This is a genomic window from Mesorhizobium yinganensis, from assembly GCF_040081985.1.
In the GTDB taxonomy this organism is placed as follows: domain Bacteria; phylum Pseudomonadota; class Alphaproteobacteria; order Rhizobiales; family Rhizobiaceae; genus Kumtagia; species Kumtagia yinganensis.
Genome location: NZ_JBEBMH010000007.1, coordinates 1 through 13,754 on the forward strand (window position 1 = coordinate 1; position 13,754 = coordinate 13,754).

Annotated in this window: 14 protein-coding genes; 7 read left to right on the top strand and 7 right to left on the bottom strand. The window is 64.0% G+C overall.

From position 1 onward, the window contains the following. A partial coding sequence (locus ABMA59_RS37215; RefSeq protein WP_425475858.1) for an integrase core domain-containing protein occupies positions 1–136 on the top strand: 136 nt, incomplete at its 5' end. 56 nt (positions 137–192) lie between these two features. Here the strand turns inward: ABMA59_RS37215 and ABMA59_RS14920 are convergent. Next, positions 193–1,047: a calcium-binding protein gene (locus ABMA59_RS14920; RefSeq protein ID WP_349006161.1), complete on the bottom strand. Its 855-nt coding sequence runs from the start codon at positions 1,045–1,047 to the stop codon at positions 193–195. 184 nt (positions 1,048–1,231) lie between these two features. Then, positions 1,232–3,148 (bottom strand): propionyl-CoA synthetase, encoded by a 1,917-nt coding sequence (locus tag ABMA59_RS14925; protein WP_349006162.1) that lies wholly within the window; start codon positions 3,146–3,148, stop codon positions 1,232–1,234. A gap of 158 nt (positions 3,149–3,306) precedes the next feature. On the opposite strand from ABMA59_RS14925, the gene ABMA59_RS14930 reads away from it, so the two are divergent. Continuing rightward, entirely contained in the window at positions 3,307–3,471 is a 165-nt protein-coding gene (locus ABMA59_RS14930; protein WP_349006163.1) for a hypothetical protein, read from the top strand. A gap of 16 nt (positions 3,472–3,487) precedes the next feature. Here the strand turns inward: ABMA59_RS14930 and ABMA59_RS14935 are convergent, their stop codons facing one another. The 4 genes from ABMA59_RS14935 to tkt all read right to left on the bottom strand — a co-directional run bounded on the left by ABMA59_RS14935 (position 3,488) and on the right by tkt (position 9,974). Then, positions 3,488–4,687, bottom strand: a complete 1,200-nt coding sequence (locus ABMA59_RS14935) for a phosphoglycerate kinase (RefSeq protein WP_349006164.1) — start codon at positions 4,685–4,687, stop codon at positions 3,488–3,490. 65 nt (positions 4,688–4,752) lie between these two features. Beyond that, the gene (locus ABMA59_RS14940) at positions 4,753–6,609 is read right to left on the bottom strand and encodes a potassium/proton antiporter (protein WP_349006165.1); all 1,857 of its coding nucleotides are present in this window, start codon (positions 6,607–6,609) and stop codon (positions 4,753–4,755) included. Between the two features lie 154 nt (positions 6,610–6,763). Then, on the bottom strand, positions 6,764–7,774 hold the full coding sequence (gap, locus tag ABMA59_RS14945; protein WP_349006166.1) for a type I glyceraldehyde-3-phosphate dehydrogenase: 1,011 nt from the start codon (positions 7,772–7,774) through the stop codon (positions 6,764–6,766). 208 nt (positions 7,775–7,982) lie between these two features. Further along, positions 7,983–9,974, bottom strand: coding sequence for a transketolase (tkt, locus tag ABMA59_RS14950; protein WP_349006167.1), 1,992 nt, complete (start codon positions 9,972–9,974; stop codon positions 7,983–7,985). 324 nt (positions 9,975–10,298) lie between these two features. Between tkt and ABMA59_RS14955 the strand changes: the two genes are divergently transcribed. The 3 genes from ABMA59_RS14955 to ABMA59_RS14965 all read left to right on the top strand — a co-directional run bounded on the left by ABMA59_RS14955 (position 10,299) and on the right by ABMA59_RS14965 (position 11,979). After that, entirely contained in the window at positions 10,299–10,571 is a 273-nt protein-coding gene (locus tag ABMA59_RS14955) for a DUF4164 domain-containing protein (protein WP_349006168.1), read from the top strand. 8 nt (positions 10,572–10,579) lie between these two features. Continuing rightward, positions 10,580–10,945 (top strand): cell division protein ZapA, encoded by a 366-nt coding sequence (locus ABMA59_RS14960; protein WP_349006169.1) that lies wholly within the window; start codon positions 10,580–10,582, stop codon positions 10,943–10,945. Positions 10,946–11,040: 95 nt separating this feature from the next. Continuing rightward, positions 11,041–11,979, top strand: coding sequence for an alpha/beta fold hydrolase (locus tag ABMA59_RS14965; RefSeq protein WP_349006170.1), 939 nt, complete (start codon positions 11,041–11,043; stop codon positions 11,977–11,979). 6 nt (positions 11,980–11,985) lie between these two features. Here ABMA59_RS14965 and ABMA59_RS14970 read toward each other — a convergent pair whose 3' ends face one another. After that, positions 11,986–12,597 carry a LysE family translocator gene (locus ABMA59_RS14970; protein WP_349006171.1) on the bottom strand — a complete coding sequence of 204 codons (612 nt, stop codon included), beginning with the start codon at positions 12,595–12,597 and terminating at the stop codon, positions 11,986–11,988. Between the two features lie 152 nt (positions 12,598–12,749). Here ABMA59_RS14970 and ABMA59_RS14975 point away from each other — a divergent pair, with 152 nt between their 5' ends. Further along, complete coding sequence (locus ABMA59_RS14975) at positions 12,750–13,103, top strand: ArsR/SmtB family transcription factor (protein WP_349006172.1); 354 nt, start codon at positions 12,750–12,752, stop codon at positions 13,101–13,103. Beyond that, positions 13,093–13,608: an SRPBCC family protein gene (locus tag ABMA59_RS14980; protein ID WP_425475920.1), complete on the top strand. Its 516-nt coding sequence runs from the start codon at positions 13,093–13,095 to the stop codon at positions 13,606–13,608. Before ABMA59_RS14975 ends, ABMA59_RS14980 begins: the two co-directional genes overlap by 11 nt. Positions 13,609–13,754 lie beyond the last annotated feature (146 nt).

A 13,754-nucleotide genomic window follows, 5' to 3' on the forward strand; every position in this document is an offset into this window, starting at 1 on the left:
GACGCTCACACAGGCCCGCACCGCCATCACCGCATGGAAGGAGGACTACAACCACCACAGACCACACTCGGCCCTCGGCAATATGCCGCCAGTCGAGTTCGCAATCAAATCCACGCTGGAAAAACAGGCCGCATGAGGCCTAAATCGAAACCCAGGACTCTCCCTCAAGCCGGAGGAGATTGGGGTCTCACGTCACTTGCCAAAACCATCAATCGCAACACCGCTTGTCAGACTCACGGTGACACCATCGAAACCGTTACGGTGGTCGTCGCGGTCGTAGCGGACCTCGTCGACGCCACCCTTACCGTCGATTTTGTCCCGCCCGCCGAGCCCAAAGAACTGTTCGTCGACCGACGAGCCATTCAGGATATCGGCGAACTGCGTGCCGCGGAAGGCCTCTATGCTGGTGAAGGTCTCGCTGTTGCCCCAGGGATCGAGGACCGTTCCCGCCTGCGCGTCCAGCACGATGCCACGTAGCGCGGTGGGATCGAAATAAGTGTCCTGGAACATCAAAGTGTCAAAGCCGGAGCCGCCGTCGTAAGTGTCCTTGCCGATGCCGCCCTCCAAATAGTCGTCGTCTGCACCGCCCTTCAGCACGTCGTTGCCGGCATGGCCATAAAGGTCGTCACTACCTAAAGAGCCGTTTATGGTATCGTTGCTGTTCATCAGCCATTGGGTGAATTGCCAAGAGAAGAAGTAAAGAAAATCGTCTTCGCCGTCTGTATTCGCATCCACCGCATCATAGACATCCAAAAGTGACAGGTTAAAGCCCGTAGCGTTTTGGAGCAACGTAACACCGTCCTCCAGCAATACCTGAAGGCCGGTCAAAGTCCCGCCAGTCGGCTCGCCATTTGTATCATAGGTAAAACCAGTCCCGATTAGCTTCACGACGAGACCGCTCTCCAACCGAAACGTGATTCGCGTCGCGCTTGGCGTGCCGATCACCGTCGTGTTTACAAAGTTGAGGAGTTGCCCCAACGATGGATTGTAGTCCACATACTCCGGCAGATATTCTCCACCGGGAAAAGACATTGTGACTGTTGTCATTGTTCCCTACCCCGTTTCTGTCGATTGGGTTGTTAGCCCTTCGAGTAGAAGGCATATCATACAGGTTGTAGGGTGCAATTCAGGATTTTAGCAAAAAGTTAACTGCGTTAACCGCCGGCGCTCTTGATGGGGGCTGGTCAAAGCCTTCCCACGTCGATGCAAGACGAGATCAGCCGAAGGGCGATCAGGCGGCTTCGACGCCGATCCCTCGCGCCGCCAGCGCCGCCGCGATCTCGTCCAAAATCGCCGGATCGTCGATGGTCGCTGGCATCGTCCACGGCTCGCGGTCGGCGATCTTCTGCATGGTGGCGCGAAGGATCTTTCCCGAGCGTGTCTTCGGCAGCCGCTTGATGACCACCACGGTCTTCAGCGCCGCCACAGCACCGATCCGGTCGCGTACCAGCGCCACGATCTCGCTTTCGATCTCGGCCGCGTCGCGGTTCGTGCCGGCGTTCAGCACGACGAAGCCGCAGGGCACCTGGCCTTTCACCTGATCGGCAATGCCGATCACCGCGCATTCGGCGACGTTCGGATGCTCGGCCAGCACCTCCTCCATGCCACCTGTCGAAAGCCGGTGGCCGGCGACGTTGATGATGTCGTCGGTGCGGGCCATGATGAACAGATAGCCGTCATCGTCCGTCAGTCCCGCGTCGGCGGTTTTGTATGAACCGGGGAATTCGGCGAGATAGGCATCGTGAAAACGCTGGTCGGCGTTCCACAAGGTCGGCAGGCAGCCGGGCGGCAGCGGCAGTTTCAGCACCACATTGCCCAGCGTTCCCGGCGCCACGGGATGCCCGGCGTCATCCAAAACCCGCACGTCGAAACCCGGCATCGGCACGCCCGGCGAACCGTGCTTTACCGGCAGCATGCCGAGGCCGACTGGGTTCTGGGTAATCGGGTGGCCGGTTTCCGTCTGCCACCAATGATCGATCACCGGCACGCCTAGCATCCGTTCCGCCCATTCGAGCGTCGGCGGGTCGGCGCGCTCGCCGGCGAGGAACAGCGTGCGGAATTTTGTCAGATCGTATTTCGGGACGAACGAACCCAGCGGGTCCTGGCCCTTGATGGCGCGGAACGCGGTCGGCGCGGTGAACAGGGCGACAACCCCATGCTCGGCGATCACGCGCCAGAACGTGCCGGCATCCGGCGTCCCGACCGGTTTTCCTTCGAACAGCACCGTCGCGCAGCCGTGCAGCAGCGGCGCATAGACGATGTAGGAATGGCCGACCACCCAGCCGACGTCGGATGCGGCCCAGAACACTTCGCCCGGCTTCACGCCGAACTCGTTCTGCATCGACCATTTCAGCGCGACCATATGGCCGCCATTGTCGCGCACCACGCCCTTGGGCTGGCCGGTCGTGCCCGACGTGTAAAGTACGTAGAGCGGATCGGTGGCGGCGACCGGCACGCAATCGACATTGGCGCCGGCTGCTCGCTCGCGCGCAACTTGGTCGGCGAAATCGAGGTCGCGGCCTTCGACGAGGTCGCAGCGCTGCTCCTCGCGTTGCAGGATCAGGCAGCGGCCGACCTTGTGGCGGGCCATGCTGATCGCCCCGTCGAGCAGCGGCTTGTAGACGACAGTGCGCCCCGGTTCCAGGCCGCAGGAGGCGGAGATGATCAGCTTCGGCGTCGCGTCGTCGATGCGGGCGGCAAGCTCGCGCGCGGCGAAGCCGCCGAAGACCACCGAATGAATGGCGCCGAGCCGTGCGCAGGCGAGCATGGAAAACACCGCTTCCGGCACCATCGGCATGTAGACGATGACGCGGTCGCCCTTTCCGACGCCGTGGTTCTTCAGCACGGAGGCCAGCGCCACAACCTCGCGCTTCATCTCGGCATAGGTGAATTTTTTCACCGTGCCCGTGATGGCACTGTCGTGGATCAGCGCAAGCTGGTCGCCACGCCCGCCGGCCACGTTGCGGTCGAGCGCGTTGAAGCAGGTGTTGCATTCGGCTCCGGCGAACCAGCGGCCGTAGACACCGGCTTCGGCGTCAAACACCTTGTCCCACGGCTTCGACCAGTCGATGGCGCCTGCGGCTTCTGCCCAGAAAGTTTCCGGGTCGGATTTCCAGGCCGCATAGACCTCATGATAGCGCGACGCCATCGGTGCTCCTCCCGCTCCGATCCTACGCGAAGCTTAGCCGCCCGCGGGGGCGCGCGTCCACCTGACTATCGGCGTAGCAAAGCGCCGCCGCGCCGGACGCTATCGCCAGCCGCGGATTGCACTTTGACAGCGCGGCGCAGGCCTGCTCAAAACACTCCATGTCGAAAGCGCTGTCGCTCGTCATCGTCGCCATGATGATCATCCAGCTCATCAAGCCGCTGGGCTTGCCGGGGCTCAGGCAGCGGCGTGACTTCTGGAAGCTGGCGGTCGCGGCGCTGGCCGCGATCTCGCTGACGGTGATCCTCAGCCACGCGACGACATAGTCGCACTGGCTTCCGCTCAGGCCTTTTTCAGCACCTCGACGCCCGGCAAAGGCTTGCCTTCCATCCATTCGAGGAAGGCGCCGCCAGCGGTGGACACATAGCTGAAATCATCCGCCACGCCTGCATGATTGAGCGCGGCCACCGTGTCGCCGCCGCCGGCCACGGAGACCAGTCCGCCAGCCGTGGTCTCAGCCGCGGCGGCCTTGGCGGCGGCCACGGTCGCAGCATCGAAGGGCGCGATCTCGAACGCGCCAAGCGGGCCGTTCCAGACCAGCGTGTTGGCGCGGCCGATCCATTCGACGATCTTTTCGACCGTCTTCGGACCGACATCCAGGATCATGCCATCGGCCGGGATCGCTTCGATCTCTACCACCTGATTCTCGGCGCCCGCCTTGAACTCCTTCGCCACCACTCCGTCCGACGGCAGGATGATGGCGCAGCCGGCGGCGGCCGCGTCGATCATGATCTGCTTTGCGGTGTCCGCCAGATCGTGTTCGCACAGCGATTTTCCGACATTGGTGCCGCGCGCCGCCAGGAATGTGTTGGCCATGCCGCCGCCGATCACCAGCGCGTCGACCTTTTTTACCAGATTGGTCAGAAGATCGATCTTGGTCGAAACCTTGGCTCCGCCGACGATGGCGACGACTGGGCGCTTCGGATTGCCGAGGCCGGCGTGCAGCGCGTCGAGTTCGGCCTGCATGGTGCGCCCCGCATGGGCGGGCAGGTGGCGCGCCAGGCCCTCGGTTGACGAATGGGCGCGATGCGCCGCGGAGAAGGCATCGTTGACAAAGATGTCGCCGTTCTTCGCCAGCGCCTCGGTGAACGCCTTGTCGTTCTTCTCCTCGCCCTTATGGAAGCGGGTGTTTTCCAAGAGCAGGATGTCGCCGTCCTGCATCGCCGACACCGCCTCGGCCGCTTTCTCGCCGACGCAATCGGCGCCAAAGCCGACTTTTCGGCCGATCACCTCGGCCGTCGCTCGCGCGATCGGTTCAAGCGAAAACTCCGGCGTCGGACCGTCCTTCGGCCGGCCGAAATGCGCCAGCAGAATTACCCTTGCGCCCTGGTCGGCAAGCTCGGTGATCGTCGGCGCGACCCGCTCGATGCGCGTGGCGTCCGTGACCTTGCCGTCGGCGACCGGCACGTTCAGGTCGACACGGACAAGGACACGTTTTCCCCTGACGTCACCGATGTCGTCGAGGGTCTTGAAGGCGGTCATCGGGCATCTCCGTCGTTGAGTCGCGCGGACATTATCGCGCCGCGCCGTCCATGCAAGGTGGTCTTTCAGCCGACAGTCGTGTCTTCCGGCGCGGGGGCCGGCTGCTGAGGCGCGGGGGTCTTCTCGAACCGCTGCCGGAGATGCGCCTTGATCCGGTCGCGGATCTCCGTCGCGCCAAAGAATGCCGGAATGGCGGGCGGCGGGGTCGGCTCCAGAGCGACACCGACGCTGATGATACGGCCCTTCTCGTCCACATCGCGCACGATCAGTTCGATCGGCCCGAGATTCACGCGGTCGGCGTATTCGGCGTGCCCGCTCAGCTTCGCCACCATCAGCGCACCGATGGTCAGCCCGCGTTCTGGTTCCGCGAGCTTGGCTTCGTAGGCCATCTCGAGATCGGTGGCCGGGCGGGCCGGATCGACGGCGAAGGCGCCGAAGAAATCCTCATCCTCGGGATCGACCTCGGTGCGGCTGGCGAAGAGGCGGTCGAGCAGGCGCGGATAACGATCCGGCACGAAGATGTAGACATGGTCGCCGGCGACCAGCCGACCTGCGTCCTGGAATTTTATGGATCGCCCCTCGCGCACCACCAGCGACGGCCGCGCCCAGCGCGGAATGCGCTGGCCGCGCAGCACGGGACTGCCGGCAACCACGGTATAGGCCAGCAGTTCGTGGTGCGCCGAGCCGGGAAGCTCGAGTTCGACTTTCTGCAGCGGACCCAGCCGCGCCGGCACGATCAGCCCCAGCCATCGGGCCAGGGGCCCCACTGTCCAGCCCTGCACCACCAGCGACACCAGAACGACGATGAAGGCGGTGTTGAAGATCAGCCGGCCATGCTCCAGCCCTCCGAGGATCGGGGTGATTGCGAGCAGGATCGACACCGCGCCGCGCAGGCCGACCCAGGAGATGAAGGCCGTTTCCTGCCTGGGCATGCTGAACGGAATGAGGCAGAGCCACACGGCCAGGGGCCGCGCCACGAAGATCAGGACCAGCCCAAGCGCGATCGCGGCCGGTAGAATCGGCAGGAACTGCGACGGCGTCGCGAACAGGCCGAGCACCAGGAACATGATGATCTGAGCCAGCCACGACATGCCGTCCTGAAAACGCTTCAGCACCGAAACCGCGCGTATGTCGGAATTGCCGGCGACCAGTCCCGCGAGATAGACGGCGAGGAAACCCGATCCGCCAATCGTGCCGGCCGCCGCGAAGATCATCAGCGACAGCGTCAGCACGAAGATCGGCAGCAGGCCGCTGTCGAGGTTGAGCCGGTCGACCAGTTTCACGATGCCATAACCGCCCGCCAGGCCGATCGCCGCGCCGAACGCCATGTGCGTGACGAAGCCGAGCACGAGATCGAACAGAATGACCTCGGCATGTGGCTGTGCGCCCAGCGCGATGATCTCCACCAGGGTGATGGTCAGGAAGATGGCGATGGGATCGTTGGTGCCGGATTCGATTTCCAGCGTCGCGCGCACACGTTCACGCAGGTTGACGTTGCCCGCTCGCAGCAGAAAGAACACCGCCGCCGCGTCGGTGGAGGCCACCGCCGCGCCCAGCAGGAAGGATTCCAGCCAGTCGAGATCGGTGAGATAGAAGGCGGCCGCGCCGAACAGCGCCGTCGTCAGCAGCACGCCGACCGTCGCCAGCGTCAACGCGGGCGCGGCCGCCTGCCGGAAAATCTTCAGCGGCGTGCCGAAACCCGAATCGAACAGGATGACCGCCAGCGCCAGCGAGCCGGCAAAATAGGCCAGCTGCGGGTTGTCGAACTTGATGCCGAGCCCGTCCTCGCCGGTGGCCAGGCCGATGGCGAGGAACAGCAGCAGCAGCGGGGCGCCGAAGCGGAAGGCGATCAGGCTCGAAAACGCTGCGGCGACCACCAGGGCGGCGCTGACCAGCGTTGCGAGGTAGATTGCCTGATCCATGCCGATTCCGCTCCCTCGATCCCAGGATCGTCGATCCATGCAGAGTGCGGCGAAGACAAGGCATCGGGCTAGCGATTTGCGGCAAACATTCAAGCAAAACGAAAAACGCCCGGCCGAGGCCGGGCGTTGCGAATTCGCGAATGTATGTCGGAAGTTAGCTGATGGTCTTGCCGAAGGCGACGGCGGTGTCGGCCATGCGGTTCGAGAAGCCCCATTCGTTGTCGTACCACGACAGAACCGACACCAGATTGCCTTCCATCACCTTGGTCTGGTCGAGCGCCACCGTCGAGGAATGCGGGTCGTGGTTGAAGTCGATCGAAACGTTCGGATGGGTGGTGAAGGACATGACGCCCTTGAGCTTGCCGTTCGAGGCGGCGATCACCGCATCGTTGATCTCCTGCGCCGTGGTATTCCTCTTGGCGATGAACTTGAAGTCGACCAGCGAGACGTTGGGCGTCGGCACGCGGATGGAGATGCCGTCGAGCTTGCCCTTGAGTTCCGGCAGGACGAGGCCGATCGCCTTGGCCGCGCCCGTCGAAGTCGGGATCTGTGACAGCGCCGCGGCGCGGCCGCGGTAGAGATCCTTGTGCATCGTATCGAGAGTCGGCTGGTCGCCGGTGTAGGAATGGATGGTGGTCATCATTCCCTTCTCGATGCCGACGGTCTCGTGCATGACGGCGGCGAGCGGCGCCAGGCAGTTGGTCGTGCAGGACGCGTTGGAGACGACGATGTGCTCCTTCGACAGCTTGTCATGGTTGATGCCGTAGACGACCGTCAGATCGGCGCCGTCGGCCGGAGCCGAGACCAGGACGCGCTTGGCGCCGGCGGTCAGATGCGCCGAGGCCTTGTCCTTGGAGGTGAAGATGCCGGTGCATTCCAGCGCGATGTCGACGCCGAGGTCCTTCCACGGAAGCTGCGCGGGATCGCGCACGGCCAGAACCTTGAACTTCTCGGAGCCGACATTGATCGTGTCGCCCTCGACCCTGACTTCGTGCGGGAATTTTCCATGCACGCTGTCGAAGCGCAGCAGATGGGCGTTGGTCTCGACCGGGCCGAGATCGTTGACGGCTACGACGTCGATATCCTTGCGGCCGGACTCATAGATGGCGCGCACGATGTTGCGGCCGATGCGGCCGAATCCGTTGATGGCAACTCTGACGGTCATGAAATTCCTCCTGTCGCGGTGAAGGCGCGGCTACGCTTGGGATGGGTGCCGCCCGCTTCTTAACGTCGGGCAGCCAAAGAATCCATATGCCGGAAGGGCGAATTTAAATCGATTAGCAGCGGCTCCTCCGCATTATTCCGCTGGCGCGGCATGCGACATGGCGGCGCATGGCTTGTGCCGCCAGCCGTGGGGCGAAGATCGCGACGCGCTATTTCTTGTGCAGGCGCTTCTCGACCGCGTCCACCGTCGCGCCGGCGGTGATGCCGAAGTGCGGATAGAGCTGTTCGATCGAGCCGGACGCCCCGAAGCCGTGCATGCCGATGAAGATGCCGTCCAGCCCGATGAAGCGGTCCCAGCCGAGGCGGATGCCGGCTTCGATCGCCACCTTGACCTTGGCCTTGCCGATCAGCGCCGCCTTGTACTCCTCGGACTGCTCCTCGAACAATTCAAAGCAGGGCACGGAGACGACGCGGGTGGGATGGCCATGCTGCTGCAGCAGCGTACGGGCGGCAACGGCGATCTCGACTTCCGAGCCGGTAGCGAAGATCGTCACGGCCGCCTCGCCGTCGGCTGTGGCAAGCTCGTAGGCTCCCAGCCGGCACGGATTCTCGTCGTTGAATTCCGTACGCAGCGCCGGCAGGTTCTGGCGGGTCAGCGCCAGGGTCGACGGCGTCTTGGTGCTCTCCAGCGCGATCTGCCAGCATTCGGCGGCTTCCGTGGCGTCGGCCGGCCGCATGACCAGATGGTTGGGAATAGCCCGCAGCGCCGCCAGATGTTCGACCGGCTGGTGGGTCGGGCCGTCCTCGCCGAGGCCGATGGAATCATGGGTCATCACGAAGATGGTGCGGATGCCCATCAGCGAGGCCAGCCGCATCGACGGCCGCGCATAGTCGGAGAAGCACATGAAGGTGCCGCCGTAGGGGATGACGCCGCCATGCAGCGTCAGGCCGTTCATGGCCGCCGCCATGCCATGCTCGCGGATGCCGTAGTGAACGTAGCGGTTGCCGTAATTGCCGGCGGAGATGGCATTGGTCTGGCTGGTCTTGGTGTTGTTGGAACCCGTCAGGTCCGCCGAGCCGCCAATGGTCTCCGGCACCACGCCGTTTATCACCTCCAGCGCCATCTCGCTCGACTTGCGGGTCGCAACCTTCGGTTTGTCGACCACCAGTTTCTTCTTGTAGGCGGTGATGGCGTCATCGAAACCGACGGGCAGGTCGCCACGCATCCGCCGCTCGAACTCGGCGCGCGTATCGGCGCCCGTTCCTGCAAGCCGCGCTTCCCAGTCCTTGCGGCTCTTGGCCGAGTTGAGACCCGCCAGCCGCCAGGCATCAAGAATGTCGGAGGGAACCTCGAACGGCGCGAACTCCCAGCCCAGCGCCTTGCGGGTCGCGGCGATCTCGTCCTTGCCAAGCGGCGAGCCGTGCGCGGCCTTGGTGCCGGCCTTGGTCGGCGCGCCGAAGCCGATGGTCGTCTTGCAGGCGATCAGGGTCGGGCGGTCGGATTTCCTCGCCTGCTCGATGCAATTTGCGATGGCCTCCGGGTCATGGCCGTCGCAGGCCAGCGTGTTCCAGCCGCTGGCGGCGAAACGCGCGCCCTGGTCGGTTGAGTCTGCGAGCGACACCGCGCCGTCGATCGAGATGTTGTTGTGATCCCAGAAAACGATCAGCTTGTTGAGCTTCAGATGCCCTGCCAGCGCCAGCGCCTCCTGGCTGATCCCCTCCATCAGGCAGCCGTCGCCGGCGATCACATAGGTATGGTGATCGACCAGCGCATCGCCGAATTGCGCATTCAGGATGCGTTCCGCCAGCGCCATGCCGACGCTGTTGCCGAAACCCTGGCCGAGCGGGCCGGTGGTCGTCTCGATGCCGGCGGCGTGGCCGTATTCCGGGTGGCCGGCCGTCTTCGATCCGAGCTGACGAAAATTCTTGATCTCGTCGATCGTGATGTCTTCGTAACCGGTGAGGTACAGCAGCGAATAAAGCAGCATCGAGCCGTGGCCGGCCGACAGCACGAAGCGGTCGCGGTCCGGCCAATGGGGATTCTTCGGATCGTATTTCAGGAAGCGCGTGAACAGCACGGTGGCGATGTCGGCGCAGCCCATCGGCAGTCCGGGGTGACCGGAATTCGCCTTTTCGACAGCATCCATGGACAGGAAGCGGATCGCATTGGCCATGCGGTCGTGCTTTTCGCGGCTCGTCATGCTGGATCTCCGAGGGTTTTGGCGGGGGCTGCCCCAAAGGCACGGGACACATATCAGGTGCCAAGCCGCTGTCAACAAAACGCGGGGGGTGCCGGCGACACGTCCATGCGCGTTTTCCCGCCCGATGAAATCAACCCTGGCAAGGGCGTCCGACGACGTTCCTGTCGGTGCAAGCAGGCGTACCTCCGACATTGCTGCGCCGGTTAACGGGGGAAAGGCGCGCTGGTGTGTTGACTGGCTGTTGACACGATGCCTAATCTTTCAGCGGTAAATTGTTATTATCCGTCATTGATTCGGGGATTGGCGGAGGTTTCGACAGGTGCCATGACCGGGGAAACGACGCTGCGGGAAGTCATCATTCGCCTGGGCAAGGCGATGGACTTGCTCGAACATGCGGCGGCCGCACGGCTCGAAAACGAACAGGACTATTCCGAAGCCGAGGCGGAGGTGCAGCGCATGAACGCCGACCGCAGCCGGCTGGCGCAGGAACTCGACCTCTCCGAGGCGCGCGCCGAGCGGCTGGAGGAAGCCAACAAGGAAGTGTCCCGGCGTCTGGTGACCGCGATGGAGACCATCCGCGCGGTCCTCGACAGATAGGTTCCGCCATGGCTCAAGTGACGGTCACGATCGACGGCAAGACCTACCGGATGGCCTGCGACGAAGGCCAGGAGGAACATCTCCTCGACCTTGCGCAGCGCTTCGACCGCTACGTTTCCCATCTGAAGGACACGTTCGGGGAGATCGGCGACCAGCGGCTGACCGTGATGTCGGGCATCATGGTCATGGACGAGCTGACCGAGCTGCAGAAGCGCGTGAAGGGCATGGAGAGCGAGATTCTCACACTCCGCAAGACCCGCGACGACGCGCTGATGAAAGCCGACAAGAACGATGCGGCGCTGACCGGGGCACTGGGCGGCCTCGCTCAACGCATGGAAAACCTCGCGGAGAAATTGGCGGTCCGCAAGGAGTGAACGCCGCCGGCCGGATTCGCCCTCGACGCCATTCCTACATTCTGCAACATTTCTCCCGCGCGCCGAAGGCTGCGCCAGTGTGAGCGGGGTGGCAAATGCGGCGATTGTTTCTGCTGATGGCGACTTTTGTGGCCCTGGCGGGGCTGCTGACGCCTCTTACCGCGGCGGCCGAAGAAATTCCGGTGCCGACGCAGGCCGAATGGGCCGATGCCAAGAAGACCGTGAAACTCGCCAACGGGCTGACCCTTGCCTATTCCGAGATGGGCGACCCGGACGGCGCGCCGACGCTGCTGCTGCATGGCTACACCGACAACAGCCGCAGTTGGTCGCTGCTTGCGCCGTTCCTGAAAGACCGGCACCTGTTCGCCCTCGACATGCGCGGCCATGGCAAGTCCGATGCGCCGCCCTGCTGTTACGCCTATACGGATTTCGCCGACGATGCTTCCCTGTTCCTGGATGCCATGGGGATCGCCAAGGCCGATGTGATCGGCCACTCGCTGGGGTCGCTGGCCGGGCAACTGTTCGCTGCCCAGCATCCGGACAAGGTCGCAAAGCTGGTGCTGGTTTCTTCCACCACCGCAATCGGCAGCGGGCCGGGCTCGTGGCTGTGGGACAACGTCATGCAGCTCAAGGCGCCGATCGACCCGGACAGCCAGTTCATGAAGGACTGGTACGCCAACCCAAATCCGGTCGACGAGGATTTCATCACCCGCGAGCGCACCGAAAGCGCCGCGACTCCCATCCATGTCTGGACCGGAGTGCTGTGGGGTGCCGCCACTGGCGACCTCGCGCCGATCGCCCCGCAGGTGAAGGCGCCCGTGCTGGTGCTGTGGGGCGAAAAGGATGGGCTGTTCGACCTGCCGCATCAGGAGAAACTGGAAAAGGCCTATCCGGACGCGCGCTTCGAGGTGTTCGCCGGGGCGGGCCACAACATGTTCTGGGAATTCCCCAAGGACGCAGCCGCCATCATCAAGGATTTCCTGGACCAGAAGGACGAGCCTCCGCTCCCGGAACTGCCGGCGTCCAAGCCGTGAAAGCGCCTATCGGCTGGCGATCAGCGCGCCGGTGCCGATCATGGCGCTGCCGGCAATGCGGTTCATCCAGCGCAGCCGCGCGCCGCTGCGGAACCATGCGGAGGATTTGCCGGCCAGCAGCGAATAGGCGCTCATGGTCAGCACATTGACGCTGAACACCACCGCCATAATCAGCAGCGCGTCGACGACCGTCAGCGTGCGGAGGTCGAGGATCAGCGGCATCAGGCTGGCGTGGAACAGGATCGCCTTGGGGTTGGAAAGTGCCAGCATGAGCCCCAGCAGGAACGGGCGCCCGGCACCGCCGGCCGGCCGCGCCGTGTTCGTGTCGATCGTGCCGGCCGAGCGCCACATCATGACGCCCAGCCAGATCAGGTAGGCGGCGCCGAGATATTTGGCGGCGAGGAAGACGATCGCAAAAGCCTGCGCCAGGGCGATCAGGCCGCACATGGCGATGGTGACGAGCGTCATGTCGCCCAGCGCTACGCCGATGCCGACCAGGATGCCGCGCCGCGTGCCGCGCGAGATACCGGTGGCGATGACCGCCAGCATCGACGGTCCGGGCGTGACGGCGGCGACGAAATGTGCCGCGCAATAGGCAAGAAACACGGTCAGCGTCATGGCGGTCTCCCCTTTGCCGAAGAGGCCACGCTATGCCAGCCGCGCCGCATCGTCTGCGGCGGGATTGTGACGGAGACAAGAAAGGCCGCGGCCGTTCACGCGCCTTCGGTCCCCTTGCCGGCAGCTCATTCATGCGCTAGATACTGAACTATATGGTTCAGTATTTGACAGCCCGCCTCGATGCCTCGTTCGCCGCGCTTTCGGACGCCACCCGGCGCGGCGTGCTGGAGCAGCTCGGACGTTCGGACGCTTCGATCACGGAGCTTGCCGAAAAATTCCACATGACCCTCACGGGCATGAAGAAGCATGTCGGCGTCCTGGAGCAGGCGGGGCTCGTCACCACGCAGAAGGTCGGCCGGGTGCGGACCTGCAAGCTCGGCCTGCGCCGCCTGGAGGAAGAGGCGGCTTGGATCGAGAGGCACCGCCAGCTCTGGGACGCGCGTTTCGACGCGTTGGACAGGATTGTCGAGGAATTGAAACGGAAGGAGAAACGCGATGAACGATAGACGAGAAAGTGAGCCGATGAAGAACCGCACAACGGTGGAACGGAAGTCCGACCGGGAGCTGGTCGTGACGCGAACCTTCGACGCCCCGGCGCGCATCGTGTTCGAGGCGTGGACCACACCCAACCTGTTCATGCGCTGGTGGGTGCCGAAGTCGATGGGCATGGTCCTGCGTTCCTGCGACATGGATGTTCGTACAGGGGGCAGTTACCGTCTGGTGTTCGGCCACGATGACGCAAACTCTGACGCGTTCTTCGGAAAATACATCGAAGTGATCCCAAACGCGCGGATTGTCTGGACCAATGACGAAGGCGGCGACGTTGGATCCGTGACCACGGTGACCTTCGAGGAAAAAGAGGGAAAGACGCTGTTGGTCCTGCGCGAACTCTATCCCTCGAAGGAAGCTCTCGACGCTGCCGGCACCGGGGCGGCGGATGCGATGGGCGAGCAGTTCGCGCAACTGGACGAGCTTCTCGTCACGCTGGGCGCGAGCGCGGGACGGTCATGAAATCGTCGTCCTCGCGGCCGGCCGCCTCGCTCTGCGCCGTTCCCTAAGCTGCCGGCAGCGAGCGCGAAAGCGATACGGAGCGCCCGAATCTCAATACGCACTGGCGCTCCGTCTTGCTGTGCACCGGCCTCGATGTTATCGGCGCG

What these genes read in the sequence shown, in the direction of transcription:
- ABMA59_RS14920 (WP_349006161.1), bottom strand. Translation starts at nt 1,047, where the DNA reads ATGACAACAGTCACAATGTCTTTTCCCGGTGGAGAATATCTGCCGGAG.
- ABMA59_RS14925 (WP_349006162.1), bottom strand. Translation starts at nt 3,148, where the DNA reads ATGGCGTCGCGCTATCATGAGGTCTATGCGGCCTGGAAATCCGACCCG.
- ABMA59_RS14930 (WP_349006163.1), top strand. Translation starts at nt 3,307, where the DNA reads ATGTCGAAAGCGCTGTCGCTCGTCATCGTCGCCATGATGATCATCCAG.
- ABMA59_RS14935 (WP_349006164.1), bottom strand. Translation starts at nt 4,687, where the DNA reads ATGACCGCCTTCAAGACCCTCGACGACATCGGTGACGTCAGGGGAAAA.
- ABMA59_RS14940 (WP_349006165.1), bottom strand. Translation starts at nt 6,609, where the DNA reads ATGGATCAGGCAATCTACCTCGCAACGCTGGTCAGCGCCGCCCTGGTG.
- gap (WP_349006166.1), bottom strand. Translation starts at nt 7,774, where the DNA reads ATGACCGTCAGAGTTGCCATCAACGGATTCGGCCGCATCGGCCGCAAC.
- tkt (WP_349006167.1), bottom strand. Translation starts at nt 9,974, where the DNA reads ATGACGAGCCGCGAAAAGCACGACCGCATGGCCAATGCGATCCGCTTC.
- ABMA59_RS14955 (WP_349006168.1), top strand. Translation starts at nt 10,299, where the DNA reads ATGACCGGGGAAACGACGCTGCGGGAAGTCATCATTCGCCTGGGCAAG.
- ABMA59_RS14960 (WP_349006169.1), top strand. Translation starts at nt 10,580, where the DNA reads ATGGCTCAAGTGACGGTCACGATCGACGGCAAGACCTACCGGATGGCC.
- ABMA59_RS14965 (WP_349006170.1), top strand. Translation starts at nt 11,041, where the DNA reads ATGCGGCGATTGTTTCTGCTGATGGCGACTTTTGTGGCCCTGGCGGGG.
- ABMA59_RS14970 (WP_349006171.1), bottom strand. Translation starts at nt 12,597, where the DNA reads ATGACGCTGACCGTGTTTCTTGCCTATTGCGCGGCACATTTCGTCGCC.
- ABMA59_RS14975 (WP_349006172.1), top strand. Translation starts at nt 12,750, where the DNA reads ATGGTTCAGTATTTGACAGCCCGCCTCGATGCCTCGTTCGCCGCGCTT.
- ABMA59_RS14980 (WP_425475920.1), top strand. Translation starts at nt 13,093, where the DNA reads ATGAACGATAGACGAGAAAGTGAGCCGATGAAGAACCGCACAACGGTG.